Origin of the sequence: Mycobacterium sp. E183, from assembly GCF_001667735.1 — a bacterium.
In the GTDB taxonomy this organism is placed as follows: domain Bacteria; phylum Actinomycetota; class Actinomycetes; order Mycobacteriales; family Mycobacteriaceae; genus Mycobacterium.
Genome location: NZ_LZJN01000077.1, coordinates 1 through 24855, shown reverse-complemented (window position 1 = coordinate 24855; position 24855 = coordinate 1). Strand labels below are relative to the sequence as shown.

Annotated in this window: 25 protein-coding genes and 3 pseudogenes; 18 read left to right on the top strand and 10 right to left on the bottom strand. The window is 65.4% G+C overall.

Going from position 1 to position 24855, the window contains the following annotated elements; translation table 11 throughout:
- The first annotated feature begins 181 nt into the window (after positions 1-181).
- The 5 genes from A5691_RS27885 to A5691_RS27155 all read left to right on the top strand — a co-directional run bounded on the left by A5691_RS27885 (position 182) and on the right by A5691_RS27155 (position 4346).
- Positions 182-1000 carry a hypothetical protein gene (locus tag A5691_RS27885; protein ID WP_156675752.1) on the top strand — a complete coding sequence of 273 codons (819 nt, stop codon included), beginning with the start codon at positions 182-184 and terminating at the stop codon, positions 998-1000.
- A gap of 160 nt (positions 1001-1160) precedes the next feature.
- On the top strand, positions 1161-2627 hold the full coding sequence (locus A5691_RS07315) for a hypothetical protein (protein ID WP_068019209.1): 1467 nt from the start codon (positions 1161-1163) through the stop codon (positions 2625-2627).
- Positions 2628-2674: 47 nt separating this feature from the next.
- Positions 2675-3178 (top strand): hypothetical protein, encoded by a 504-nt coding sequence (locus A5691_RS07310; RefSeq protein ID WP_231981046.1) that lies wholly within the window; start codon positions 2675-2677, stop codon positions 3176-3178.
- A gap of 57 nt (positions 3179-3235) precedes the next feature.
- A complete protein-coding gene (locus tag A5691_RS27160; protein ID WP_231981047.1) occupies positions 3236-3532 on the top strand; it encodes a hypothetical protein in 297 nt (98 codons plus the stop codon).
- A 172-nt stretch (positions 3533-3704) separates the two neighbouring features.
- Positions 3705-4346, top strand: coding sequence for a DUF2510 domain-containing protein (locus A5691_RS27155; protein ID WP_082950184.1), 642 nt, complete (start codon positions 3705-3707; stop codon positions 4344-4346).
- Between the two features lie 16 nt (positions 4347-4362).
- On the opposite strand, the gene A5691_RS27880 is transcribed toward A5691_RS27155, so the two are convergent.
- The 4 genes and pseudogenes from A5691_RS27880 to A5691_RS07290 form a co-directional block, all read right to left on the bottom strand.
- Positions 4363-4506 carry a hypothetical protein gene (locus A5691_RS27880; protein ID WP_156675753.1) on the bottom strand — a complete coding sequence of 48 codons (144 nt, stop codon included), beginning with the start codon at positions 4504-4506 and terminating at the stop codon, positions 4363-4365.
- A gap of 1373 nt (positions 4507-5879) precedes the next feature.
- Positions 5880-6758: pseudogene (locus A5691_RS29100) on the bottom strand (AAA family ATPase); the annotation flags it as partial.
- Positions 6759-6913: 155 nt separating this feature from the next.
- Positions 6914-7400 (bottom strand): annotated as a pseudogene (locus A5691_RS29095) (DnaB-like helicase N-terminal domain-containing protein); the annotation flags it as partial.
- Between the two features lie 68 nt (positions 7401-7468).
- A complete protein-coding gene (locus A5691_RS07290) occupies positions 7469-7690 on the bottom strand; it encodes a hypothetical protein (protein WP_156734773.1) in 222 nt (73 codons plus the stop codon).
- A 249-nt stretch (positions 7691-7939) separates the two neighbouring features.
- Here A5691_RS07290 and A5691_RS27875 point away from each other — a divergent pair, with 249 nt between their 5' ends.
- The 4 genes from A5691_RS27875 (at position 7940) to A5691_RS29090 (ending at position 10833) form a co-directional block, all read left to right on the top strand.
- Complete coding sequence (locus A5691_RS27875; protein ID WP_156675755.1) at positions 7940-8155, top strand: hypothetical protein; 216 nt, start codon at positions 7940-7942, stop codon at positions 8153-8155.
- 402 nt (positions 8156-8557) lie between these two features.
- Positions 8558-8977, top strand: coding sequence for a hypothetical protein (locus A5691_RS27870; protein WP_156675756.1), 420 nt, complete (start codon positions 8558-8560; stop codon positions 8975-8977).
- A gap of 383 nt (positions 8978-9360) precedes the next feature.
- The gene (locus A5691_RS07285; RefSeq protein WP_068019220.1) at positions 9361-9672 is read left to right on the top strand and encodes a hypothetical protein; all 312 of its coding nucleotides are present in this window, start codon (positions 9361-9363) and stop codon (positions 9670-9672) included.
- Positions 9673-10290: 618 nt separating this feature from the next.
- Positions 10291-10833, top strand: coding sequence for a zinc ribbon domain-containing protein (locus tag A5691_RS29090; protein ID WP_369830454.1), 543 nt, complete (start codon positions 10291-10293; stop codon positions 10831-10833).
- Positions 10834-12328: 1495 nt separating this feature from the next.
- Here A5691_RS29090 and A5691_RS28555 read toward each other — a convergent pair.
- Positions 12329-13154, bottom strand: a pseudogene (locus A5691_RS28555) (serine/threonine-protein kinase); the annotation flags it as partial.
- Between the two features lie 220 nt (positions 13155-13374).
- On the opposite strand from A5691_RS28555, the gene A5691_RS07275 reads away from it, so the two are divergent.
- The 5 genes from A5691_RS07275 (at position 13375) to A5691_RS07255 (ending at position 15998) form a co-directional block, all read left to right on the top strand.
- Positions 13375-13704, top strand: coding sequence for a DUF732 domain-containing protein (locus A5691_RS07275; protein WP_082950180.1), 330 nt, complete (start codon positions 13375-13377; stop codon positions 13702-13704).
- Between the two features lie 45 nt (positions 13705-13749).
- On the top strand, positions 13750-14046 hold the full coding sequence (locus A5691_RS07270; RefSeq protein WP_068019224.1) for a hypothetical protein: 297 nt from the start codon (positions 13750-13752) through the stop codon (positions 14044-14046).
- On the top strand, positions 14047-15039 hold the full coding sequence (locus A5691_RS07265) for a hypothetical protein (protein ID WP_068019227.1): 993 nt from the start codon (positions 14047-14049) through the stop codon (positions 15037-15039).
- A 1-nt stretch (position 15040) separates the two neighbouring features.
- Positions 15041-15286: a hypothetical protein gene (locus A5691_RS07260; protein ID WP_068019230.1), complete on the top strand. Its 246-nt coding sequence runs from the start codon at positions 15041-15043 to the stop codon at positions 15284-15286.
- A gap of 106 nt (positions 15287-15392) precedes the next feature.
- On the top strand, positions 15393-15998 hold the full coding sequence (locus tag A5691_RS07255) for a hypothetical protein (RefSeq protein ID WP_156675759.1): 606 nt from the start codon (positions 15393-15395) through the stop codon (positions 15996-15998).
- Positions 15999-16766: 768 nt separating this feature from the next.
- Here A5691_RS07255 and bioB read toward each other — a convergent pair.
- Positions 16767-17801: a biotin synthase BioB gene (bioB, locus tag A5691_RS07250; protein ID WP_067748062.1), complete on the bottom strand. Its 1035-nt coding sequence runs from the start codon at positions 17799-17801 to the stop codon at positions 16767-16769.
- 130 nt (positions 17802-17931) lie between these two features.
- Between bioB and A5691_RS28285 the strand changes: the two genes are divergently transcribed.
- The 4 genes from A5691_RS28285 to A5691_RS07235 all read left to right on the top strand — a co-directional run bounded on the left by A5691_RS28285 (position 17932) and on the right by A5691_RS07235 (position 21762).
- Positions 17932-18102 carry a hypothetical protein gene (locus A5691_RS28285; protein ID WP_197498966.1) on the top strand — a complete coding sequence of 57 codons (171 nt, stop codon included), beginning with the start codon at positions 17932-17934 and terminating at the stop codon, positions 18100-18102.
- Between the two features lie 88 nt (positions 18103-18190).
- Positions 18191-20035, top strand: a complete 1845-nt coding sequence (locus A5691_RS07245) for a hypothetical protein (protein WP_067887981.1) — start codon at positions 18191-18193, stop codon at positions 20033-20035.
- A 3-nt stretch (positions 20036-20038) separates the two neighbouring features.
- On the top strand, positions 20039-20401 hold the full coding sequence (locus tag A5691_RS07240) for a hypothetical protein (protein ID WP_067748065.1): 363 nt from the start codon (positions 20039-20041) through the stop codon (positions 20399-20401).
- 68 nt (positions 20402-20469) lie between these two features.
- Positions 20470-21762 (top strand): hypothetical protein, encoded by a 1293-nt coding sequence (locus tag A5691_RS07235; protein ID WP_369827172.1) that lies wholly within the window; start codon positions 20470-20472, stop codon positions 21760-21762.
- On the opposite strand, the gene A5691_RS07230 is transcribed toward A5691_RS07235, so the two are convergent.
- The 4 genes from A5691_RS07230 to A5691_RS07215 form a co-directional block, all read right to left on the bottom strand.
- Positions 21759-22268, bottom strand: coding sequence for a 2'-5' RNA ligase family protein (locus A5691_RS07230; RefSeq protein WP_067748069.1), 510 nt, complete (start codon positions 22266-22268; stop codon positions 21759-21761). The two genes, A5691_RS07235 and A5691_RS07230, sit on opposite strands and share 4 nt — an antisense overlap.
- Positions 22268-22948, bottom strand: a complete 681-nt coding sequence (gene bioD / locus A5691_RS07225; protein ID WP_067748071.1) for a dethiobiotin synthase — start codon at positions 22946-22948, stop codon at positions 22268-22270. Before bioD ends, A5691_RS07230 begins: the two co-directional genes overlap by 1 nt.
- Entirely contained in the window at positions 22945-24093 is a 1149-nt protein-coding gene (locus A5691_RS07220; RefSeq protein WP_068019239.1) for an 8-amino-7-oxononanoate synthase, read from the bottom strand. The genes bioD and A5691_RS07220 overlap by 4 nt, the downstream gene beginning before the upstream one ends.
- Before the next feature lie 4 nt (positions 24094-24097).
- The coding region (locus A5691_RS07215) for an aminotransferase class III-fold pyridoxal phosphate-dependent enzyme (RefSeq protein WP_156675760.1) at positions 24098-24855 on the bottom strand (758 nt) is incomplete at its 5' end.

Below are 24855 nucleotides of genomic sequence, written 5' to 3'. Positions count from 1 at the left end.
GGAAATAGCTGCGTTATCCGCAGTGTGCCTGACGTTGGCCTTGTACGGGGCAAGCCACGGCCCTTCTGATCAATCCGAAGTGCAGTTGCCCGGGCAGCCCGTAATAATCGCGCCGGAAACGGTAAGGAGCGATAGGCAAGTCGTCCGTACCCGTTCCATTGAGTGGGAGGAGTCTCACGACATGCCGCTCGATGGCATCGCGGACCCACCCTCCTACGAATCAGATCATCCGAGCTTGCCGGACCAGCCGGCGAAGGGCACGATCCGCACGCGTGTGTGGGTTGAGTTTTTAGGGCCAGTGAAGGAACCGACGCAGGTCAGGGTGGCGGTCGCAGTTCCGGATGGGGCGAAGTCCGTGGGCTGTCAATCTGTCCCCGACACGCTTAAGTGCGGTGACATTGGCCCCTATCCGAACGTCGCGATCGACTGGACGCCGAACCGCTTCAGAACTGTTGAAGGCGTCTTGCCCGTCGGGGCAAAAGGGTTCGGCATTACGGTCGACTTCACCGGAATAAAGGGATTGGCGTTCGGCGTCGCCGGCGGTCGTGCCAAAGTTCGTCAGCCTCAACTCCTTACTACCGACGGCTACTGGTGGCCAGAGTCGCGAGAACACCAGTTAAGGTTCCCCCTTCGTGTAAGAACCGTGGTTACATTTCATCGCGCCGAGCGATTGAACTGGAATCAGCGCCCGGATGCCGGCCAAGAAAAACTTGATGGGAGCCCTCCCCAGCGTTCGGACGACAGCATCGCTCCGAGCGAAGACGTCGTCTCATGGTTCTACGACCTTCCGGCAGAAGATATTTCTTTGCCAGCTCCGGTCTACGGCATAGATCAAAGCGTTGTCGACAGCGATACGGGAAAGAGCTTTTGGCAGGGCATCGTGTTTGGCGTCGCCGGAAGCGCATTCATCGTTGCAATGCAAGTCTCCATTCAGGCCCTCGCCCTGACCCGGTTGCGCAGCAAGCGACGCGCTCGTCAAGGTCGGGCGTCGAACGGCTGACTCCGGCCCAGATCGCAGCAGGAGCTATGGCCCGCGCGGTCACGTACTAGCGGCACATACGCCTTGGATCGCTGAATTGACGCTTGAGGAGGCGCGGTTAGTGTAATCACCAGTCTGAAGGGGGCGGCGATGTTGATTGGTGACAGCCGCTTACGGTGCGATGCAATTTGAGAATCTGAGCTTGACGGAGCTTGTCGGTGCCGCCGGGGGTGATCCGTGGGCGGTCAACCAAAGCTTCCAAGCGGGCAGCCCGTATCAGATTTCTCAGCTCGCGGAGGCCTTCCATGCCGCGGGCCGATGCTCCGCGGAGGCCGAGCATTCGTTCGAGCAAGCCCGTAAGCGTTTCGACGCGGCCTGGAATCACCAGGACGGCGATCATCCGATCAACGGCTCCGCAGAGGTTCAGCGGCTTACGAAAACCCTTGGCCTGCAGACGGAGCAACTGCCGAAGATCGGTTGGGATTTGGAGAACATCGCCGGCATGTTGGCAGCGGCGCAGAAGGAGGGCGCCGCCGAGATTGCGCTTTTGGAGCGGCAGCTGCGGCTGCTGGACAAGCTCATCGGCGCGGCGAAGAAGGATCTGCAAGGGCCACTCGACCCAAAAAGTTGCGCCCAGTTGGAGGCTTTGATCCGGGACGCGCACGCCGACGCCGACGATGACACCCGAGACGCGTTGAATCAGATGAACTCGATCCGTGATGTGTATACGAGGTCGCTGCGTCAGGCGCAGGCCAACGGAAACCTGACTCCGCAGGACGCGCAGCTGGTCGGCGAGTTCAAGCCGGCCGGTTTCGGTGATGGGCAAGGCCCTGCTCCCGATCCCCGGATCACCGGCCCCGCTGGGCCGCCCCAGCACGAGCAAAATACGTACGACCTGCAGGATCAGTTCCAGGACGGGCAAGGTCCCACGTTCGGCGGTGATCCGAGAGATGGCTTCCCGCGCAGTCCCGCTTCGGAATTGGCGCAGGGGCCGCCGGGCACCCGGCCTTTGCCGACCGGGACAGCGCTCGGGCCTGACGGCCACAGGTACGCGTTTTTCAGCCACCCAGACGGCAGCGTCCAGGATGGGGTCAACGAGTACGCGACCAACGGCAGCGTGTGGGATTACACCGACCCCAGCCATCCGGTCAAAGTCGGTGACCTCCCCGGCATTTACCAAGCAAGCGGCGTCTATGCCCCGGCTACTAAACAAATGGTGATCATCGGGAACACCAGCAACAAAGTTGGCGACACCAACCGCGGCCTGTGGGTGTCGGGCCCGATCGACCCGGCCAAACCCAATGCGTGGGTCAACTCCTTACAGCGGGTGGGCAATGTCAGCCTGCCCGGCGACCGTGAAAGCCAAGTCGTTTCGCTGCAAGGCGGCGGATTCATGCTCGTCGGCGCCACCAACGGCGGGCCGGTGCAAGCCATCACCGCGGCCACCCCGCAAGGACTGATGGGGGCCACACCCCAAACATTAATCGCGCCGAACCAACTGCCAACTGTCTACGGCCCGACGGTGATCGGCACATCCCTTAACCCAGCTACGGGGCTCGAAACGGTGCAGCTGCGGGTGAGTACGTGGCCACCAGGGCCGATCTATGACCCGAATACCTGGACAACCAGCTTCGGCGTCCAACATTAGGGAGGCGAGACAGCGTGTTAAGCAGAGCGGCCATAGCGGCTTTAACCGTGGCCATCGCGGTATTGGGGATCGGGTGTTCTCGCTCAACTCCCGGCGTCGCTACGGCGGCACCGCCAAAGTTTCCCGACCTCAACGCTTTTCAAGCTGTCGATCCCGGCCCCTATACCTCGGCCGCCCGCGCGGGCGGCGCCGCCTATTTCGCCGCCCCCGACGGACTGCAATGCATCCTGCCCAATCCGGCCAAGCCGGGTGATCACGTGAGCGCAAGCTGTGACGGACCACTTCCGGGGTTGCCTGAGAACGCCCCGGTGGGCGGCGATGGCTGCTCGGCGGTGGGATCGCCGACATTGCTTCCGACCGACCTCGGCCCCTATACCTTCCAGAAGGGCACCGGGTGCCCGATCATCACCTCGCCGCTACTCAACGTCGGCCAAAAGATCACCAAAGCAGACATCACCTGCCTCGTGGGCACTGACCGCCTCACCGCCTGCATCGACCCACAACTCAACCGAGGGTTCGTGCTTCAACCAGCCGGATCATGGACTTTCTGAAGCAGCTCACAGCTTGCACAAAACATCGAACTGCGGGAAAGGGGTACGATTTTCACCGTGAGTTACCGTCCCGGATTCGGTTTGGCAGCGCTTGCGAGTGCCGCCGCCTTCGTGTTCGCGCCTGTCGCGGCGGCCGATCCTGATTCGCCATCTTATGGGCAAGGTAAGCAGGCGATTGACGAGCAGGTTCAGCAGTACCACGTCCAACTGAGCCCTAGCACAGATTGGGGACAATACTGCCAGCGAGTGCTGAACAGCGATTTGAAGAGCGGCAAGATCAGCCGAGTGGACTCCCCCGCTGATTTCGTCGCTGGCTGCGGAGACGAAGGCCGCGCGCTCGTAGCCGCGCACTAGCAACCAGCCCGGCGACGGCTGGCCTGGCAAGAGCATCGAGCCGCACAAGTCCCGACGGTGGCGTTCCCGCCCATACCGCACTTGGCAGAGTCATCGAAACCGCCGATGAGCGGGCATCTCCGCTGGTAGCGTCACCGATAGTTGATCTCGCCGTCAGTGACGAGGGGGAACGATGTCGTCTGGGCCACCGCCGCCGAAACCGGCGCCGGGTTGGTATCCCGATCCAGAAGGATCCGGCGTGCAGAGGTATTTCGACGGCGCGAATTGGGGTCAGTTCGCGCCGCCCTTACGACCGCCGGCGCCTGCGAAAACGGGGACCTCGCCGACGAAAGCGATCCTGGCGGTGACCGGCCTCATCGTTCTATTGGTCATCATTGGCAGGGCCTGCGGCTCCGCGGGCGAGAACAGTGGATCAAGCAAGTCGAGCAGCACGTCGTCAAGCAGCACGGCATGGGGCGCCACCACGACTACCACCACACCCAGATACAGCGAACGAGAGATCGAGCAAGGTGTCATCCACACTTGCCAAGAAGCTATCAAGCAAGACCTGAAGGACCCCGATAGCGCGAAGTTCGGCGACGACTGGAGGGCCTGGCTGGTCACCCATTACGACGAGCCACCCAAGGTGACGTTCCACCCGGAGAACGGGGACAAGCTGTACTCCGCGGGCGGAATGGTCAACGCGAAGAACAGTTTCGGGGGCTACGTGGGCTACCAGGCGTACGGCTGCGAGGCGTCGATCACCGCTAGCGGCGACATCCGCGCTCACGCTTATTCGCTGGACGAAATTCTGAATCCTACTGCGACGCCGTAGCGTCCGCTATCACTGTTTACGGCAGTTCCGCGCGGGTGATGACGGCTTGGATTTCTTCGCCGATCGCTTTGACGACGGGTTCGCTGATCGGGTCGACACAGTTCTGGGCTGCCGTCTTGAGATCCTCAAGCCGCACTAAGTCGTCTGATGTGAGTGCCATCAGGATTCCTCCGTTTGGTGTTGACGCAGTTGGGCTTTGCGTTGGGCGGCTCTGGCGGCTGCCCGCCGCTGCCGTTGGTAATGGGTGAAGCACAGCCCGTGGGCGTAGTGGGAGCTAGTGCATGTGTCGGCGCCACATCGCCCGCGGGTGGGGCGTGGCCGGGGTTCGAGGGTTCCGTGGTCGCGCCAGCGTGTCCAGTGCTTCATGCACAGCCCGTGGCCGTGGATCGGATGCCGTTCGCATATGAGGCATTTGCGGGCCGCCCAACGGCGCCAGTGGGTTTCGCAGAGGCCGGCGCCGTCGCTCGGTTGGTCGCACCCGTCGACGGCGCATGTGTCTTCGGCGGCGATCATGGCGCTCCCCCGCTGCCGAAATCCGGCGGATTTTCGTGGGATTCGCTGGTATCGACCCGTCGGTGGCCTGGTTTCTCGCGGATGACTTCCCCGTTGGGGAGCACCTCGACGATCGAGGGGTCTCCATGTTTGCGCTGGCGTTGCAGGTGCATCTGGCACATGCCGTGGCCGTAATGGGGTCGTTCGCAGCCGTCAATGCGGCATCGGCGCCGCTGGGGCGGGCGGCCTTGTTTCGCCACGGTCGCGGTCGGGGCGCCGTCGCCGGTCGTGCTGGCCGTCCCGTGGTCTGCCGACGCGACTGGTGCGACGTTGGCCGCCGGTGGTTTGCGCCACGTGGTGACGTGGCGCAAACAGACGAGGTCGAGGAAGTGTCGTGGGCGGGTCTTGCACCCGGCGACCAGACACAGGCCGTCCTCGAAGTGCCGTGCCCAATGTAACTCGCAGAGGTGCCGTTGTGCGGCTCGCGGCAGCCTTGGACCTGGCAGCGCTCCCACGCGGCGGCGCGGCTCATCGCTTCTGCCCCAGCTGGGCGACGCGGTCAGCGATAATCCGTTGCCGCCGTTCCCAACACTTTCCGCACAGGCGGCGGGGCTCGCATGCGGTGCATTTCATGTCTCTCATCGGAACGCTCCCAACAAGATCAGCGGCATTCGTGTCCACTGTTCGATCAGGTCGTGGTCGGCGGGGTCGACGTTGTGGGGGCGTGTGGGGAACACACACAGCACGAGCGCGCCGGTGCTCTCAGGCAGCTGTGAGCGGCCTACTAGCTCTGTCGGGCAGAGCCTTTTGGAGGCTGCGGAGGGGGCAAAGACGGTTTTCCCCCTTCTTAAGAAGGGGGGAAAACGTCTTTGCTCCCCCCACCTCCGTGCGTCTTTGGACCGTCTTTGGGTGCGTCTTTGCTCCTACCTGCGGTTTTCGTCGCACCGTCTTTGCCTGTCTTTGGGTGCGTCTTTGCTTCGCTCAAAAAAAGTGCGTCTTTGAAAACGTCTTTGCTACAAAGGACGGTACAAAGCATCGGTTTCATGTCGCGAACCACACCCTCGCCTGGCTGCCACCGACACCGCCGCGTTGACCGTCCTGGCTTGTAAGCAGCCCGGCCTTCTCTTTCCGGGCGAGGATTCGGGACGCCTTCTTAACCTGAGCTGGCGTGGCTTTCGGGCCGAACATCGCCTTGGCGAGCGTCGCCGCCGATAGCCCTTCCGGCCCGGCCTCACGCGCGAGCGCCAACGGATCGACCGTCTGGTCGTGGTTGACCCGCATCTCGCCGGTCGACTCGTCGATCTCCACATCGAACGGCATGATTTCGGCGCCGGGCTGCTTGAGGTGGAAGACGCGCACCAACGGGTCACCGGCCACGCCGCCCACCATGAGGACCGACCCTGCGCCGGCGGTGATCCACATGCCGCCGTAGACGTCGTTGAGGGTGGGGTCGGTGTTGCCGTCCCAGGATTTTCGCGGGTGGTGCAGTTCCAGGAGTTGGCCGCCGTTGTGGAGGAGATGTTGGCGCGCGCTGTTGTAGCCGGTCGACACCTCATCGTCGGACAAGCCGAGGGCGGCGTCTTTCAAGGAGTCGATGTAGACAATGCCGGCCCCGTAGAACTCGGCCATCTTGGTCAGCAGCCCCGGGTTCCTCGCCATGTCGGCTGGCGGTGGACCATCGCGGATGATGAGGCGCTTATCGATAACGTCGCGGTAGTCAGCCGAGAACTGCCTGGCCATGGATCGGGCTATCTGCGCGGGCCGGTCCATCGCCAAGTAGAGGATCTTGTCGCACTCCGCCTCGGGCACCGGCAGGCCGAGCACCTTTTCGTCACTCAGGCCGAGCTGGGCGCGCAGTACCAGCCCAGCCATAGTGGTCTTGCCGACTCCGGGGTGGGCGACGATCATCAGTGACTCAGACTTGGCCCACACCACCTGATCGCCTTCGCCCCACAAAGCCGGGATGCCTTCGGGGCGATCGAAGATGAACGCCCCGCCGGGCCTCCCGTGCCAGCCCGGCGGATTCTTGCCGTCAAGCCGGAACTCCCCAGACTTTGCGCGGGGGCCGTCCCCGAGCGTTTGGATTTCGGCTTGCGCACGGTTGACGACCTCGGCGACGTCGGCGCCCTCGGCGCCTGCGTAGCCGTACTGCACCACCCGCGTCCCGGCCTCCACCAACCGGCGCAGCAGAGCCTTCTCGGCGACGATGCCGGCGTAGTAGCCCGCGTTGGCGGCGGTGGGCACGGTCGAGATGAGGGTGTGGAGATAGGGCGCGCCGCCGGTCCGGCGCAGCGTGCCTCGGCGGTCCAGTTCCGCGGCCACCGTGACTGCGTCGGCGGGCTCACCGCGGCCGTCGAGCTCCAGGATCGCGTCGTAGACGTTCTGGTGCGCGGGCCGGTAGAAGTCATCGGACTGCAGCCGCTCCGCGACGTCGGCGATGGCGGCTTTGCTCAGCAGCATGCCGCCCAGCACTGCCTGTTCGGCGGCGAAGTCTTGGGGCGGCTGCGTGGACTCGATGTCGTTATGCAGCGCCGATGATTTGAGGGCTGGGAAACCGGTGATGCGATCGTTTGTGAAGCGTGTAGAAACTTCACTTTGGCGCTCGCCCGGTATCCCCGCCGGGCGAGTTTTCATTTCAGGACCTGGTCCTCTTTCTGCAGAAGAGATGTAATATTTTCGATCTGCTCCCGGCTCAATGTCGGGAGCACATTTTGGATGTGCTCCATGAGCTTGACGGCTCGATACTTCTGTCTGGCCTCGGCAACTTCGGGGTGATCCGCGCCGAGGAGTCGGGTTTTGACGGCTACCTCGGACCGGGCGAAGGCTCTGGGGCTTCCTTTTGCGATGGACATGGTCGTAGATAACCACGCCATTACCATTACGAAGTGAAGATCTAATTCCGGCGTGTTACTCACAGGGCTGTGGATTGTCTAATGCACTGGCCTAAATTATTGCCAGTCCGCTGGCGTTTCCACAAAAATTCCGCGCAGGTCAAACACACAAAAGGCGCCCACCATTATTCAAATGGCGGGCCCCGGTGATCTACTCGCCGATGACCCTCGCGGTGTTTCCTTGTTCGCCCGGCGGTGATCTCCGTCCCGGTGACCAACGCCACCGAATACAACGAGAAGATTTCCAAACGCCACCAGCGGTGGGACGACCGCGCCGCCGAGAAGATCAACCAGGATCAGGCCACGGATCGGGCGCGGGAGAAAGACTACGGCAGCAACCACTTGCCGCCTTGGTTTAGACCTTCTCTGGTTACTGGAGCCACTAAGAAGGGTTTTGGCTTCAGAACGCTTTTTGCAGATCGGTAGCGGTGCGAATCGTCTGGCCGTTAGGCTCCGCCTAGCACGTTACCGGCCATAGCCCCCAGGCCCAGAGTGTTGCGAGGAACAACGCGCATGTCATTCAGCAAGTGGACAGCGGTTTGCCCGCGCTTCGGGCACGCAATCTCTTCAGAAGTATTCCCCTGCAGCAACTGCGGCGAGGCGAAGGTTCTGTTTGAGGACGAGAGCACGCGTTACGGTGTGTGGGTACCTCGATCTTTCAAATGCAGCAATTGCAAGCTGAGCTCCACCACGTTTTGCCCTCGCTGCGGTACAAATTTCAGCGGAAGAGTAACACCGGTCGTCGACAGCAGCACCGGTTTCCCAGCCGGAAAGCTCATTGTCGTGGGAGTCGTCGCAGCCGCTGTCCTTTGGGGAGGGTGGAGTTGGGTGACCTCCAGCGACCACCATCAAGGGAACAACGCCGATTCGTCGCTCTCCCAGCCGTCTGGCGGGCCATACGCCCGCAGGCCATTTCCCGCCGGAAATTTCCCTGCCGAGGCTGACATCAGCTCGGTGGTACAAACATTCACCGACAACTGGAACAGATCCGATGTCACGGCGATCAGATCGCTGTGGTGTTCTGGCAGGGCACCCGATGCGACAATATTGAGTAAGCAAATCGGCTGGTACGGTCGCATCCAAACCTCGGTGAGTCGCATCGGTGGCGCTGGTGACGAGGCCTCCGCGGCAGTCGTCGTCACAACGTCTCACGGTGGGGAAACCGAAGACTGGTGGTTTGTCAACGAGGGGGGCCACTGGAAACCATGCAAATCCAGTTTTATCTGGACCCAAGATAACGGCCACTGATGCCAAACTGATCATCCTCAAACGGCGCACCAGTCGCACAGGGGCTTGGCTTTCACGGCCGGGCGCATTGAAATCGTCTCCACCGCCGTCGGCTCCTATTCCTCAACGCCGACAACCAGTGGATGACTTCTCCCGCCGTGGCGCTCCCCACAGGCCACTAGCTCAGCGGCGGCGAGGTCTTGGTCGGTTACCAACCATGCGGCTGCGGTCGGCGCGGCGGTCACACACGGCGTGGAGCTGCTGCGAGTGCGGCGCCACAACCAACGCACCAGCGCTGGGAGAGGGAATGCCGGCTCCTGGACGGCGCCGGATTCCTTGGAGATACCTGACAAAACACCTGTTTCCAGCGGCGCCGCACTGGGTGGTGAAGAACGATTGGCGCCGTGAGCAATGACCCAACCGGCCGCCCGTGGCCAAGCCATCTTCGGGACCACGTCCTCGCCGCCATCGACATCGTCAGGGCACATTACGAGACCGTAGGACTGAAGGAACTCGGCGAGCGCCGAGCAGTAGAAGCACGCATCCGCCACTATGAAACCGAATACAGCACCGACGGCCTGCTCGCAGGATTCGAACAGCTCACCCGCACGCTGCTCCGCGAGATGGCAGAGTTGATCGGCCCTGGCACCGACCCGGCCACCGTACTTGAGGAACACATTAAGCATTTCCGTTCGATTCCGGTCACCGACGAGTGATGTCGGCAAATAGCGGTGCCGCCGCAGCGACAACAACACGGAGGGCCGACCGGAACAGGAGACAAGCTTCTCGCCCATGTGAGTCATCTGTGGCTGAGGTGACTGAGCTGTGTGGCTTAGTCGTGCTTATCGGAGTGGTCCTGCTATTTCCAACCCCCCGTGCACATGCAGAGCCGGCGTTGCAAGCGTGCCAAGCGAGCAATCTCCTCGGGCAGCCAAATTCAGAAATGAGTTGCAAGCTGGGTTATGTCGCCTTGTACGACGACGTCACCCAGCACGGGACCAATGTGACACTCCGCAATGACCCGAATTCGCTTCAAACCAACCAGAATGGGTCACTCTGTCAGACCTATTTGGTGAGGGATGTGAGCCGCTACGAACATCCCGGCGGAGTGCTGATCGTATCTCCAGACTATTTGTATGGTTGCGAAGCGGCCAAGCGGTCACTCATCGCGAAGGGTTATCCGTAAGCGGGGCTCCCCGGACGCGACCCGGCGCAAGGCGGCGCCGCCGCCGAGAAATTTTCACAGTTTGCGATGTGAGTAACCCGGCAACCGCATACGCTCCCAATTGCCTTGCGGCGGAAACCAGTTGCCGTCGTACGCTTGCCAACGAGGGGTGCGAGTGAATCTGCAAACCGCAATCTTGCTGTGGCTGTTCTGTGCGGTCATCGGGGCGGCAATCGCAAATTCGAAAAATCGTCACTGGACCGAAGGCCTCCTACTAGGTGGCTTGCTCGGCGTAATCGGTGTCATCATCGAACTTTTCCTGCGCACTCAAGCTCCCGCTCTCCCGCCATCTGGCTGGTACCCCGACCCTGACGGAAGCGGCAGCCAGCGATTCTGGAACGGCAGAGAATGGGCAGACTTGCCACCACGCCCGGTGAACAGCAGCGCGCCGATCGCCCCAGACACCTCGCCGGCAGTCCGAGCGCCAACCAAGAATTGCCCAGACTGCGCTGAAACGGTCCTCGCCGCAGCCAGGGTCTGTAAGCACTGTGGCCATCGCTTCATCCCCGGACCCGAGGCGCTGATGGTTCCTCGTGGGAAGACCACCAAGGTTCGATGCCACAAGTGCCAACATGTCCAGACGGTTCCAGAAAGCAAGTCGGTATTCGCCTGCGAGCAGTGCGACGCAAAGCTCAAACGCCGGCCGACCTAGAGGAGCTTTCGTGGCTGGCACGGACACGAATGGGGTCAATTGCGCAGCCGTTCGCATGGTGCGAGTCTCCCGGTCAGCCCCGCGCCACGGTGTCCGGTGCGGGGCTGACTGCTGCGATCCGCCGTTTGACGAAAATTCCGGCGACACGCCGATATATCTTTCCCAACAGATGGTCACCCACCCGCATTGCGAGGCGGCGCTGTTGGTGCAGGCGGGGCCACAAACAACGCTGGATCGGCCAACTTAACGCTTGGCGGCACATCGCCCATCCGCGTCGCTACGACGGGCGACCGCCAGACCTTCCCCTGATTGCCGCATTCGTTGGTTAAAACCGTGCTGGTTCCGAACCCCCGTAGGGTGCCGTCAGGCTGGGGCTCCAATAAGAAACTAACTGTCCCAATTTCTGCGCCGTTTCTTCCAGTGCACTGCTTCGGTGGTTGGAGGGATTCCGGCTCCTGCCAGTGATGGTCAACGAAACGAAGAACGGTGGAAACACCGGCGGGCTCCTGGTGGTTAGTGTCGGCCAGCTCGCCCCCAGTGGCCACGCACGCCGTCACCGTGCACACGGAATGAAACGCCCACCAGACCGACCGGTTCGGGAAAGGATTGGAAACCGGGAAGCCGTTGATCGTCTGGTGTGCGTTGTCATAGTCGAGACGAAAGGCGCCGTCGAGTACCGGACCGCCAAATACCCGGGGCGGGATGCCATCCGGCGTAGAAGGGATGACCGTTGCAGGATCCGCCACGGTGACACCGGGTGGAACATCACCCAAACGCGTTGCCACGAGGGGAGTCTGGATGACGGTTCCTTCAAAACCGCATTCATTCGTTAAGACAGTGATCGTAAGAATGCCCTTGAAAGTGCCGTCCAGCTGCGGTTCGAACATCCACGCCATCATTGCCGTCTCCGCGCCAGCTGTGACTTTTCCATCCGCACTCAAGCACTGGTCATGCTGCACTTGCTGCTGCAGAGGCGTGCTGTCCTCCCAGTGCTTATCAGCGAAGTGCAGAACGTCCGTAGTGGCGGGTGTCATCGGTACTTGATGGTTGATGTTGTCCAACTTCGCCGCTGTGGCAACGCATCCAGTAGAAGTGCACGATGAACGAAATGCCCACCAACTGGTGTTGTCGCTGCGAGTTAGAGGACTGGAGAGGCCATTTTGGGTTTGCTTCGAATAGTCATAGTCGACCCGATAGGTGCCGTCGAAGGCAGGGCGACTTGCGGCTGGCGCGGTCGAGGGCGTGGGTTTCGGCGCTCCGGCGGCCACACGTGCGTGAGGCTTGGACCAATACATATAGCCGACGGCGCCGATAGTGATGATCGCAACCGCCGCCGTCGCCGCCGCGAGGAGGATGCGATCCTGCCTGCGTCGCTTCTGCCGGCCGACGCCAGGCTTAGCTGATGGCACCGCTGAGCTTCTCGGCGATCCGTCTACCTGATGTGCCGACACCGTTGGCGCAGAGGCGGTCACGTGGCCGGCTGACTGCGCGGCCTCTGCGAGGGCGCGGGCGAAATCCGTACACCGGGCAAATCGATCGGCAGGATCCTTTGCGAGTGCTACGGCAAGCACCGGGTCGAACGGCGCGAGCGCCGGGCGCATGTCCGCTAGTGGCGGCGGTGGCGCGGTTAGGTGGTGGCTGATTACAGCTGCCGGGTTAGGTTGAGGAAACAGCGGTGATCCCGTCAGCAGGTGGTATGCGGTGGCCGCTAGTGCGTACTGATCCGCACGTCCGTCGATCGGTTCGCCCATTAACTGTTCTGGTGCGGCATAGGAAAGAGTGCCCACAGTCATGTTCGTGGCTGTCAAGCCGCTGATCTCACCGATGTTTCGGGCGATTCCGAAATCGCCCAGAAGGATTCGCTGGTCGCCATCCTGGGGCTTGGTCAGGAAGATGTTCGCCGGCTTAACATCGCGGTGGAGTAATTCGTGCTGATGCGCGTAGTCGAGCGCGCTGGCGATCGCTGCGATTATCTTGACGACGTCATCTGCTGGCATGCCGACCGGATAGCGGTCCCTCAACAGCGTGGCTGCGTCGGTTCCGTCAACGAAGTCCATCGTGATCCACAACTGTCCGTCGAACTCGCCTCGGTCGTTGACGCGCACGATGTTCGGATGCCATAGCGCCGCCGCGAGGTCTGCCTCTCTGAGGAATCGTTGGCGGTAGCCGTCCTCAGCAGATACGTCCTTGCGCAAGACCTTTAGCGCTTCGCTGCGCGGTAGTCGAGGGTGCTGTGCGAGGTAGACCTCGCCCATCCCTCCGGCACCCACCTGCCCGAGTATGGTGTACCCGGCAAAGGTCGCTCCTATGGCAAGACCCATAGGGCATGCGACCATCTGACCGAAGCCCTCCGGTAGAGACGGAAGTCACCCCTGTTAGGCCGTTCGTCACACAGGTCGGCTCCCCGCTTTTGGCGGTGGGGGAATGTCCGCTTGTCGCGAACCCTGGACTCCTCGCCAACGCCGCCTCCGTCGCAATCAGTCTCCGCGACGGTGCGACTCCTATAACGGCGATCCCTCTCCTCCACTAGCCTGATGGACCATGATCGGTGACGTGAGGAAGCTCGTCGGCACATCGTCCAGAGTTTTCGCCGCTGCGGTGGCGATATCAGCAATGCAGGCGCCCACGGCCCACGCCGATGTCAACCAATATCTGGCCGATCTTCACGCGCCGGGCATGGCGCATCCGCAGATACCGGACTCGGGCCTCATCGCTGTCGGGAACGACGTCTGCGCCAAACTACGGGGTGGCGCAACCCATGACGACGCACGTAATTGGCTGATCGATCATCTGGCCCACGGCGGCTACCAAGCGAGCAATGCGGAAGCCGGCACGCTGGTGACCTACGCACAGCAGGACCTCTGCCCCTAACCAGGTGAATAGCGTTCCGCCTGGTGCCCGCCCTAAAATCGCAGGATGGGATCGGACGGCCTGCAGGTCCCCCTGGAGCAACTCGCCGCAACGGCGGCGCAGTGGCAAGGGCTCGGTGCTCAGCTCACCGCGACCGGGCCACCGCCCCCAGGCCCGCCATTCCAACCGACCACGGCAGCAGTCAGCGCCATCGACGCGATGATCGGCGCCGCTGGCGCAGCACTCGCTGCGCGAACTCAGCAGACCGCGACTGGGATCACCACAGCCGGCGCGCACTATGCCAGCCAAGAAGCGAAGAACGCCGTCGACATGTCTGGCATAACGCAGGTTCGGGTGGTGTAGGTGGCCGTCACCCTGTCCCAAATCCGGTCATGGTCCACCCAGCACCTAACCGACGCGGCGAGCTATTGGACGCAGACCGCCGACCGTTGGGAAGACAGCTTCTTGACCATGCGCAACCAGTCCCAGTCGATCGCGTGGCACGGCGCCGGGGGCGACGCATTGCGGCAACGCACCGGCGCCGATCTATCCGTCGTCACGGGCAAAGCCGACCAACTACGGAAAGCCGCCGGCATCGCCCGCAGCGGCGCGAGCGACATAAGCTCCGCAAAGCAACAGGCGTTGCACGCGATCGAAGACGCCCAACACGCCGGATTCGATGTCGGAGAAGACCTTTCGGTCTCGTACCACGACCACGGCGGCAGCGCCGCAGAACAAGCCGCAGGGCAAGCCCAAGCCGAACAATTGGCCACCGAAATTTGGTCGCGCGCTGCACAACTTGAAGCCGCAGACGGCAAGGTCGCGGGCCAGCTCACCGCCGCTACCGCTGGTCTGAATGACGTCGTATTCTCAACGGGCCATGACGGCAGCGGAGTCAAGTTAGTGGACTTCGATCAGAACCCCGGCTCCCAGCCTCCACCGTTTGCGCCCTGGGACACCCCCGATGGCAAAGCGCCGCCGGGTGCTGGCTTGAGCCCCGCGCTGCAGCAGATGCTGCTCGGTGGTAATCCGGCCAAACTGACAGGCCAGGGACTGGTGGACAATTTGCAGCAGTTCGTTCAGTCGCTTCCTGAAAACGACCCTAGGCAGGCATATCTGAGGGGTCAGCTTGCGGATCTGCAGGCGCACGTGGCCGACATCGACTACGCCCGCACCCACTGCAGCACCGACGACTGGATCCAACGGACAACTACATTTGCCTCCGGCGTAGTCGTCACCAGTGCAGGGGTGCTCACCGCAGAAACCGGCGCCGGACTGGTGGTTGCGGGAGCCAGTGGTCTCGGCACGGTCCTCGCCGGGGGCAACCTCTTGAAGTGCCTGACGGGGGGGAAGTGACATGGTGGAGGTTCTGGTGGCCGTGATCTTGTCTGGCGCATTCGCGCTCGCGCTGTGGGGCGGCTGGCGCCCGCACTACCGCGTCACGGCATACCTCGTGGCCGGCGTCGTGGTGGCCGCATTGATAGCGGTGCTGGTAGCGACTGGCCACGCGCACCTAGTGATCTTGGCGGTGCTCATGCTGGCGCTGTTTGCAACGTTGACAATCATCAACGACCGCAGAGCCCAACGCAGCCGAGGTGACTGAATCGTTTGGCTCGCGCCCTCCTCGCGGTTGATGGACACGCCTGTAGGGGAACCATTGTTCGGTGTTTTGCGGACGGCTGTCGCGACCCGTTGCGATGATCGGCGGCATGACATCCGACCAATGGTTCACGCTGTGGATGACCTTGATCCAGGCAGTCGGCGGGGGCCTTCTGGCGCTTGGCGGTGTCGGCCTGGGCTTTCTGTTCGCGAAACGTCAAGAGCGACAGAATCGTTGGCAGGAGGACATCACGTTTTGGATTGACCACCTTTTCGCAATCGACCAAGAGATTTTGCGCGCGAATCCGCGCACCCCGGAAGAAGCAGCATCAGTCCAGGCCAAGGCCCTGACCGAAATGTTCAACTTGGTGAGATCTCGTCCCTCCCCGCGAAACTCGGTGAACGACGCCGTAGACATGTCGCTGATGAGCGGAATCGTCATGGGCGCAGCTCCGGAGATGAGACTCACCGCCGAGATGATGGAGATGTCTGCCGAGCGGTTTCAGGAAGCGGTCGGGAACGTCCAGGTCAGCATCGGTCTGATCCGCCGGGTGCTGCTGGACACAATCGAGCTGTTGCAAGCGTGGCGGCATCGCGGAGTCAACCAGGATGCAATTAAACGGGCAATCATCACCCGGTCGCAGCAGTTCGGGATGCACCGCGTACAGGAAGATAGAAAAAAAGGGCCTTCCAGTTGGCACGGGGGGTGGGTTTAAGCGCGACCCCCGCGCGTCCTTGGGGACTTGAGGTTGTCCTCACCCCAACCGCGGGCCGCGTTCTTCCGTTCGGGCCGATCCCTTCGTGGCGGAAGTGACGCGCGAGGCATCTCCGGCCTATTGGCACCAGCGGGGAACACTTGCCACGTGCCCGAGTTAAGCGTCGGACCGGAGAAGAGGTGAAGCCGCCCGTCGTCCAGCTCTTCGGGCTCGACCTCTTCGTGGTAAGGACCACCCGGTCCCATCACTGTCCACGGCATGAGTCGAGCCTACCGACTGATTCTGGAGGGGTGAATTGCGTGGCGCGAGCGTCGATGCGACCCTGATGTCCTCTCCCAGCGGCCCCGCCACCAACGGTCTCCGGTGGCGGGGCTGGCTGCTATTGCCGTAGCCGGCCCAACGGGCACTCGGAAGTGAAGCACGGGTGTGCCAGTCGTTGCGCACCGACCGGGTGGACTAGCGCTCGGGGTTGTGGTCACCTGTCCCTACTTGGGCTGCTGACACTGCTCACACAGTTCGTCCACGGGTTGCCATTCGCTGGTCGGCACCCCCCTCCTAACTTCGGCGTGATGCGGTAGCTCCGTCCGCAGTGCGTCCGCAGAACAGCTTCCACCAGCTTGAATGGCTTGCACAGCTCACAGCCACGACCAGCAGGTTTGTCACGTCACTTAAGCAGCTAACACGGCTAAAAGCCCAGGAACGTGTAGACGTTGTAGACGCCCGCGCTGACCGGAGCGCCCAGATCCCGAACCACAGTCTCCAAGTCTCTTACAAAGTGGCGTTGAGCGCCTTGATCGGCATCTGCAGATCGTCGAGCAGTTCCAGATCGGCTTCGGCCGGCCGGCCGAGCGTGGTCAGGTAGTTGCCGACGATCACGGCGTTGATGCCGCCCAGGATGCCCTTCTTGGCGCCCAGGTCACCGAGGGTGATCTCACGCCCCCCGGCGAACCGCAGCATCGCGCGCGGCAGGGCCAGCCGGAAGGCGGCCACCGACTTCAGCGCCTCGGCCACCGGCAACACCTCCAGGTCGCCGAACGGCGTGCCGGGCCGCGGGTTGAGGAAGTTCAGCGGGACCTCGTCGGGCCCCAGCTCGGCCAGCTCGGCGGCGAACTCCGCGCGCTGCTCGAGCGTCTCGCCCATGCCCAGGATGCCGCCGCAGCACACCTCCATGCCGGCGTCGCGCACCATCGAAAGGGTCTGCCAGCGCTCCTCCCAGGTGTGGGTGGTCACGACGTTGGTGAAGAACGAGCGGGCGGTCTCGAGGTTGTGGTTGTAGCGGTGCACGCCCATCTGCGACAGCTGATCGACCTGCTCGGCGGTCAGCATCCCCAGCGAGCACGCGATGTTGATCTCGACCTCGTTGCGGATCGCCTCGATGCCGGCCGCGACCTGAGTCATCAACCGCTCGTCGGGCCCGCGGACGGCGGCCACGATGCAGAACTCGGTGGCACCGGACTTGGCGGTCTGTTTGGCGGCCTCGACCAGGCTCGGGATGTCCAGCCGGGCGCTGCGCACCGGCGAGGCGAACAACCCCGACTGCGAACAGAAATGGCAGTCCTCGGGGCAGCCACCGGTCTTCAGGCTGATGATGCCCTCGACCTCCACCTCGGGGCCACACCAGCGCATTCGCACCTCGTGGGCCAGCTCCAGCAGGTCGTCGAGCCGGTCGTCCGGCAGCTGCAGCACCCGCAACACCTGCTCGCGATCCAGTCCCTCGCCGCGCTCGAGCACCTGTTCGCGGGCAACCGCCAGAATGTCCGCGTCGTTGGCGCCGGTCGCCGGTCGAGTTGCCGCTTGAGTCACCAGTACTCCCCTGCATCGTCGCTGGCCGCGCGCGGCCTCCTGCCCCACGGTCGTGGCGGCTGTCAATAAAAAGTGTTCAAAGTAGGGTAACGGCCGCAGTGCATGCCATCCCCCGGGGTATCTCACCACCATGACCGATCCACACGTCACCTATGTGGCCCACCACATGATTCTGCTGGCGATCCCGGCGTTCCTGCCGGCGATCATCGTCGTCGGCGTGATCCTCTACGTCGCGCTCAAAGACCGCCGGACCCCCGACGAGTCCGAGGACGCCGGGCAGCGCGACGACGAAAATCGGTGATTGACCGGCCCGTGATTTGGGCATTCCGCTTCGTGCGAGCTGGATCACAGCTCGCCAGGCAGTCGGGCGCTGTTGGGAGGGTTTGACGATGACATCGGCGGAACTCGTTTTCGTTGCGGAGGCGCCGGCGCGCGGCGCCGGCCTCAACCAGGTGATCGGGCTCTCGGTCGCGGCGGTGGTGATCGCCGCGGGCATGCTGTGGATCGGTTATGCCCATCGCACCCATCGCATCCAGTGGCTGACCCGGGTCGCCGACAAGCTGGGCGAGAAGTTCCACCGGCCCAACTGGGTGGCGCTGCCGGTCATGATCTTCACGACGTTCATCATCTGCGCCCTGTTCGGGTTCATCTGGGACGTCAGCTGGCACATCGGCAACGGACGCGACCCCGGCCCGTTGGCCAACCCCGCGCACTATTTCATCATCATCGGCCTGTTCGGCATCTTCGTCGGCGGCGCGGTGTCGGTCGTGCTGCCGTTCGACAAGCCGGGGCCCGCGGCGGTGCGCATCACGCGCAACTGGTATGCGCCGGTCGGCGGACTGTTGATGGCCGGCTGCGGGATGTACGCGATGATCGGGTTCCCGCTCGACGACATCTGGCACCGGATCTTCGGTCAAGACGTCACCCTTTGGGGCCCAACGCATTTGATGATGATCGGCGGGGCGTGTTTCTCGCTGTTCTCGGTGCTGATGCTGGAGCGTGAGGGCGAGGCGCACGAAGCCGGGGAGGTATTCAACGGCGCGTTCATCTCGTTCCTGCGGTACCTGTCGTTCGGCGGGTTGTTCATCGGCCTGTCGGTCTACCAGATCGAGTTCGACTTCGGGGTCCCGCAGTTCCGGCTGGTGTTTCAGCCGATGCTGATCGCCGCGGCGTCCGCACTGGCCGCCGTCGCCGCCCGCCTGACGATGGGCCGCGGCGCCGCGATCATCGCGGCGGTGTTCGCCATCGCGCTGCGGGGCGCGGTCGCGGTGATCGTCGGCCCCATCCTGGGCGCCCCGATCAACTGGTTCCCGCTCTACCTGGGTCCCGCCCTCATCGTCGAGCTGGTGGCGCTGACGCCGTTGATCAAGCGCCCGCTGGTGTTCGGCGCCGTCTCGGGCCTCGGGGTCGCCACGGTGGGGCTCTGGCTGGAATCGCTGTGGATCGGGGCCGTCTACCACTACCCGTGGCCGACCAGCATGTGGGGCGAGGCGCTGGCGATGTCGGTGCCGGTGGCCGTCCTGACCGGGTTGTGCGGCGCGATGTTCGGCATGGTGCTCACCGGCGAGCGCCTGCCGGGCCGCCGGCTCGCCATCGGCGTCGTCGCGCTGACGGTGCTCGTGATCGGTTGCGCGGTGGCCAACGGGTTGCACATCCTCGTGCCGGGCAAGGACACCGCCACGGTCACGCTGACGGATCTGCCCAGCCCCGCAGGCCAGCGGATGGTGTCGGCCGATGTGATGATCTCCCCGACAACCATGGTCAGCGACCACCCGGACTGGCTGACGATCCTGTCCTGGCAGGGGCGGATGCAGAACGACCGCGGCCTGATGATCGACAAGCTCGCCAAGGTCGGGCCGGGGCACTACCGGTCCACGCAGCCGGTCCCGGTGTGGGGTGACTGGAAGACGCTGTTGCGGGTCCAGGACGGCCGCACGATGACGGCCGTGCCGATCTACGAGCCGGCCGACGACGCCATCCCGGCGCCCGAGGTCCCCGCCCTCGCGACGAGTACGCGGCCGTTCGTCCTGGAGGTCACGATCCTGCAGCGCGAGCGCGACCAGAGCGCGCCGGCCTGGCTGTTCACCGCCGGCGGAATCGTCGTGCTGTTCCTGACGCTGATGGTCATCACCGCCCTGACCTGGGGCGCCGGCCGGATCAACAACTACGACACCCTGCCCAAGCGGCCCGAGGAGGAGAAGCACACCGTGCCCGGCACCCCCCAGGCGGCGTGACCGATGGGGATGCGTAGCGCCCTGGCCGCGGCGTGGGTGGCGGCCTTGGCGTGGGCGCTGATCGCGTGCGGCGGTTCGCAGAGCCAGTCCCCTGCCGCCGGCCCGACGGTCGACGTCACCATCGCCAAAGGACAGGTGACCCCGACCAACGCCACGCTGCAGGCCAAGGTGCGCCAGCAGATCACCCTGCACGTGACCAGTGACGCCACCGACGAGTTGCACGTCCACTCGACGCCCGACCACAAGTTCCCGGTCGCCGCGGCGCCCAACCAAACCTTCCAGTTCGCCGTCGACGTCCCCGGCAACGTCGAGGTGGAGCTGCACCATCTGGACCGCACGATCGCGACCATCCAAGTCCAACCGTGAGCGCCCGCGGCGCGACCGCGGTCCTCGCGCACGGCCTCGGCGGATCCGGCGACCTTCCGGTGCCGTACATGTACGCGATGGTCGGGGCGGCGTGGGCGCTGACGTTCACCTTCGCGCTGGTCGCGTTCGCGTGGCGGAAGCCGCGGTTCGATCCCGCCAAGCCGGGCCGTCCGCTGCCGGCGGCGGTGACCGCCGTCGTCGACGCGCGGGCGACGCGCTGGACGGCGGCCGCCCTCGGCCTGATCTTCGCGACCTGGGCGGTGGCGGCCGGGGTGTGGGGCCCGCGGTCGGAGGCCAACGCCCTGCTCGGCGTGTTCTACGTGCTGCTATGGGTCGGGCTGGTGGCGGTGTCGCTGCTGATCGGACCGGTCTGGCGGGTGATTTCGCCGATGCGGACGATCTATCTGTTGCTGCGCCGCGGCACGCCGGAGCGCCTGCACTCACCGCGGCTGGCCTATCCCGACGGCTGGGGCTACCGGCCCGCCGCGCTGGGCCTGTTCGCCTTCGTCTGGATGGAACTGGCCAGCCCGAACCCGGCGTCGCTGCCGTGGGTGCGGGCGTGGCTGGCCGTCTACGCCGTGGCGATGCTGGCGGGCGCCTGGTTGTGCGGCCAGCGCTGGCTGGCCCGGGCCGACCCGTTCGGGGTGTACAGCATGGCGGTGTCGCGCCTGTCGCCGTTTCGCCGCAACCCCGACACCGGGCGCATCGTCGTCGGGAACCCCCTCGACCATCTGCCGTCGCTGCCCGTGCGCCCCGGCGTGGTCATGGTGCTCGCGGTGCTGCTCGGGTCCACGGCGTTCGACAGTTTCTCGTCGTCGCCTACGTGGCGCGGCTTCGCCGATCGGCTCTCCCCCGGCATCGGCCTGGCGCCCGCGGCGTCGTCGTCGCTGCTACGGACGCTGGGCCTCATAGTCTTCATTTCGGTTGTGGCCGTGACGTTTTCGCTCGCCGCCCGCGCGACGGGCGGCGTCGACCGCGAGCGGCGCCGCGCCCTACCCGGGCAGCTGGCGCACTCCCTGATCCCGATCGTGGTGGGCTACATCTTCGCCCACTACCTGACCTACCTCGTCGAGCGCGGGCAGCAGGCGGTGTCCGCGCTGGCCGACCCCTTCGGCCGCGGCTGGAACGTGCTGGGGCTGGCGCATCAGCAGGTCGCCTACCTGCTGTCCACCCACCCGCCGGTGCTGGCCGGGATCAAGGTGGCGTGCGTGGTGACCGGCCACATCCTCGCGGTGGTCGCGGCCCACGACAAGGCCCTGCGGCTGCTGCCCAGGGGCCACCAGCTCACCGGCCAGCTGACGATGATGCTGGTCATGGTCGGCTACACCTTCACCGGCCTGTACCTGCTGTTCGGCGGCTAGCCGATCAGGTAGTCGACCTTCTTCTCGCCGTTCCAGTGCCGCAGGGCGGCGAAGCTGCCCTCGACCAGCGTGAGCCGGCCAGCGATGCGCAGCGCGCGGCTCAGGGCCGGGCCGCCGACACGTCGGGCCAGCGTGACGTGGGGCGTCCACTGACCCGGCAGGCTGGTGGGCGCCGCCGCGGGGGCCAGGTGCTTCCCGCACAGCCGGTGCACCTCGGCGTGGAAATCGAGCAATTCGGCCGTCGGCACGACGACCCGGGCCAGGATCGCATTGGAGCGCCCCAGCAGCAACGACGCGCCGACGGCGCAGCCCAGCGGCAGCCGCCCGGTGAGCGGCCGCAGCGCGGCGTCGGCCTCCTCGGCGATGCGGTCGGCCACCGCGAGCGTGACGTGCGGTCGCCCGGCGGGGGCCTGGCTGGGAATCCCGGCGCCCGCCAGCGCGTCCCACAGCCCGCGGATCGTGGCCTCGGTCTCGCCGTCGAAGAGCAGCTCGATGGAATGCACCATCAGCGAACCAGCGCGGTGACCCAGTCGCGGTCGAACGCCGCCGCGCTCATGTCCGCGAACTGCGCGGCGTCCATCGCCCCGGCGCCCGCGGGCAGCGCGGCCCGCACCGGGCCCAGCCGGTCCAGCGCGACCCGGTTCGAGGTCTCCGCAGGCCCGGGGCTGGCCGGCCAGCTCCCGATGACCAACCCCGCACACGAAACATTGTGCGCGGCAAGCGCTTCCAGCGTCAGCGCGGTGTGGTTGAGGGTGCCCAGCTCGGCGGTGACCGCGACCAGCGCCGGGGCGCCCAGCGCCACCGCCAGATCCCGCAGGGTGACCCCCGCGGCGGCGAGCTCGACCAGCAGCCCGCCGGCCCCTTCCACCAGCGTCAGCCGCCCGGGGCGGTCCAGGGCGGTGATCAGCCGCAGCACCTGGTCGCCGGTGGGCAGCGCCGCGCCGGCCAGCTCGGCCGCGGCGGCCGGCGCCAGCGGTTGCGGGTAGCGGGCGAGCGCGGCCAGTTCGGTCGCGCCGGACAGCCGGGCGACCTCGGCCAGGTCGTCGTCGCCGGAGTCGGTGCCGGTCTGGACCGGTTTGCAGACCGCCACGTCGATGCCGGCCTGACGGGCCTGGCAGGCCAGGGCGGCGGTGACGACGGTCTTGCCGACCCCGGTGCCCGTGCCCGTGACGACCAGGACGGTCAAGGGCGCGTCACGGCGAGGACGTCGGACAGCACCCGCCGGGCGATGTCGAGTTCGGCGGCGTCCAGCGACGCCCGCGCGGTCAGCCGCAGCCGGGACGTCCCGGCGGGCACCGTCGGGGGCCGGAAGCAGCCCACCTTCACGCCGGCATCCAGGCAGGCGGTCGCGGCGGCCAGCGCCACCTCCGGGTCGCCCAGGATCACCGACACCACCGCCGAGTGGGGCGCGTCGGGAACGTCGCACGCCTCGGCGAGGGCGCGGGCGTGCCGCAACACCGCCTCGGGCCGCCACGGCTCGGCCCGCAGCACGCCCAGCGCGGCGCGCGCGGCGCCCACCGCGGCGGGCGCCAGGCCGGTGTCGAAGATGAACGTGCGCGCCGCGTCGATCAGGTGGGCCCGCACCGCCGCCGGTCCGAGCACCACGCCGCCCTGGCTGCCCAGCGCCTTCGACAGCGTCGTGGTCACCACCACGTCGGGTGCGCCGGCCAGCCCGAGCTCGTGCAGCAGCCCGCGCCCGCCACCGCGCACGCCCAGGCCGTGGGCCTCGTCGACGATCAACAGCGCGCCCTGCCGGCGACAGGCCTCGTGCAGCTCGCCCAGCGGCGCCAGCGCGCCGTCGGCGCTGAACACCGACTCGGTGATCACGACGGCCCGCTCCTCGTCGCGCGAGGCGAGGGCGGCCGCCACGGCGTCGACGTCGCGGTGCGGCGTCACCACCACCCGGGCCCGCGACAGCCGGCAGGCGTCGACCAAAGACGCGTGGGAGAGGGCGTCGGACACCAGCAGCGAACCCCGGCCCGACAGGCCGACGACCGCGCCCAGGTTGGCCGCGTATCCGGACGAGAAGAGCAGGGCCGCCGTTGCGCCGACGTACTCGGCGAGCTCGGACTCGAATTGCTGATGCAGGTCGGTGTCGCCGGTGACCAGCCGGGATCCGGTGGCCCCGGCGCCCCACATGCGCAGCGCGGCGACGCCGCCCTCGATCACGTCGGGGTGCTGGGACAGGCCGAGATAGTCGTTGGACGCCAGATCGAGCTCGGTGGCGACGGCCGGGCGGGGCCGCAAGGAGCGACGCAGCCCCGCCTCGCGGCGCTGCTTCTCCACCTCCTCCAGCCAGGCCAGTGGGGAAACCTCGATCGGTGTTTTCATCGCCCTAAAGACTACGAGAGCCAACGAGGCGCGCGACCTCGACCATCGCCGAGGTGATCTGGGCGATCTCGCCCGGCGGGCAGATGTAGGGCGGCATCGCGTAGACCAGGTTGCGGAACGGGCGCAGCCAGACGCCGCGCTCCATTGCCGCCGGGGTGGCGACGGCCAGGTCGACCGGGCGGGCGCACTCGATGACGCCGATCGCCCCGCACACCCGCACGTCGGTGACGCCGGGCAGCGCGCGGGCGGGCTCGAGCCCGTCCGCCAGCCCGGCGGCGATCTCACCGACCCGCGCGCGCCAGTCCTGGTCTAGCAGCAGCTCGACGCTGGCCACCGACACCGCGCAGGCCAGCGCATTGGCCATGAAGGTGGGCCCGTGCATCAGCGCGCCGGCCTCGCCGGCGCTGATGGTGTGCGCGATGTCGGTGCTGCACAGCGTGGCGGCCAGGGTGACGTAGCCGCCGGTCAGAGCCTTGCCCACGCACATGATGTCTGGGCTCACCCCGGCGTGGTTGGCCGCGAACAGCTCGCCGGTGCGGCCGAAGCCGGTGGCGATCTCGTCGAAGATCAGCAGCACGTCGTGCCGCCGGCACAGCTCGCGCAGGTCGCGCAGGTAGCGGGGGTCGTGGAAGCGCATCCCGCCGGCGCCCTGCACCACCGGTTCGACGATGACGGCCGCCAGTTCGCCGGCGTGCTCGGCGAGCTGCTGCTCGAACGCCGCGGTGTAGCCGGGGTCGTAGTCGCGCGGGACCTGCGGGGCGA

Bases quoted from the DNA above. Each gene is read 5' to 3' on its own strand.
- A5691_RS07240 (WP_067748065.1), top strand. From the start codon at position 20,039: ATGGGGATGCGTAGCGCCCTGGCCGCGGCGTGGGTGGCGGCCTTGGCG.
- A5691_RS07230 (WP_067748069.1), bottom strand. From the start codon at position 22,268: ATGGTGCATTCCATCGAGCTGCTCTTCGACGGCGAGACCGAGGCCACG.
- A5691_RS27155 (WP_082950184.1), top strand. From the start codon at position 3,705: ATGTCGTCTGGGCCACCGCCGCCGAAACCGGCGCCGGGTTGGTATCCC.
- A5691_RS07235 (WP_369827172.1), top strand. From the start codon at position 20,470: ATGTACGCGATGGTCGGGGCGGCGTGGGCGCTGACGTTCACCTTCGCG.
- A5691_RS07315 (WP_068019209.1), top strand. From the start codon at position 1,161: ATGCAATTTGAGAATCTGAGCTTGACGGAGCTTGTCGGTGCCGCCGGG.
- A5691_RS07220 (WP_068019239.1), bottom strand. From the start codon at position 24,093: ATGAAAACACCGATCGAGGTTTCCCCACTGGCCTGGCTGGAGGAGGTG.
- A5691_RS27880 (WP_156675753.1), bottom strand. From the start codon at position 4,506: ATGGCACTCACATCAGACGACTTAGTGCGGCTTGAGGATCTCAAGACG.
- A5691_RS28285 (WP_197498966.1), top strand. From the start codon at position 17,932: ATGACCGATCCACACGTCACCTATGTGGCCCACCACATGATTCTGCTG.
- A5691_RS07255 (WP_156675759.1), top strand. From the start codon at position 15,393: ATGACATCCGACCAATGGTTCACGCTGTGGATGACCTTGATCCAGGCA.
- A5691_RS07275 (WP_082950180.1), top strand. From the start codon at position 13,375: ATGATCGGTGACGTGAGGAAGCTCGTCGGCACATCGTCCAGAGTTTTC.
- A5691_RS07290 (WP_156734773.1), bottom strand. From the start codon at position 7,690: ATGTCCATCGCAAAAGGAAGCCCCAGAGCCTTCGCCCGGTCCGAGGTA.
- A5691_RS07270 (WP_068019224.1), top strand. From the start codon at position 13,750: ATGGGATCGGACGGCCTGCAGGTCCCCCTGGAGCAACTCGCCGCAACG.
- A5691_RS07260 (WP_068019230.1), top strand. From the start codon at position 15,041: ATGGTGGAGGTTCTGGTGGCCGTGATCTTGTCTGGCGCATTCGCGCTC.
- A5691_RS07245 (WP_067887981.1), top strand. From the start codon at position 18,191: ATGACATCGGCGGAACTCGTTTTCGTTGCGGAGGCGCCGGCGCGCGGC.
- A5691_RS27885 (WP_156675752.1), top strand. From the start codon at position 182: ATGCCGCTCGATGGCATCGCGGACCCACCCTCCTACGAATCAGATCAT.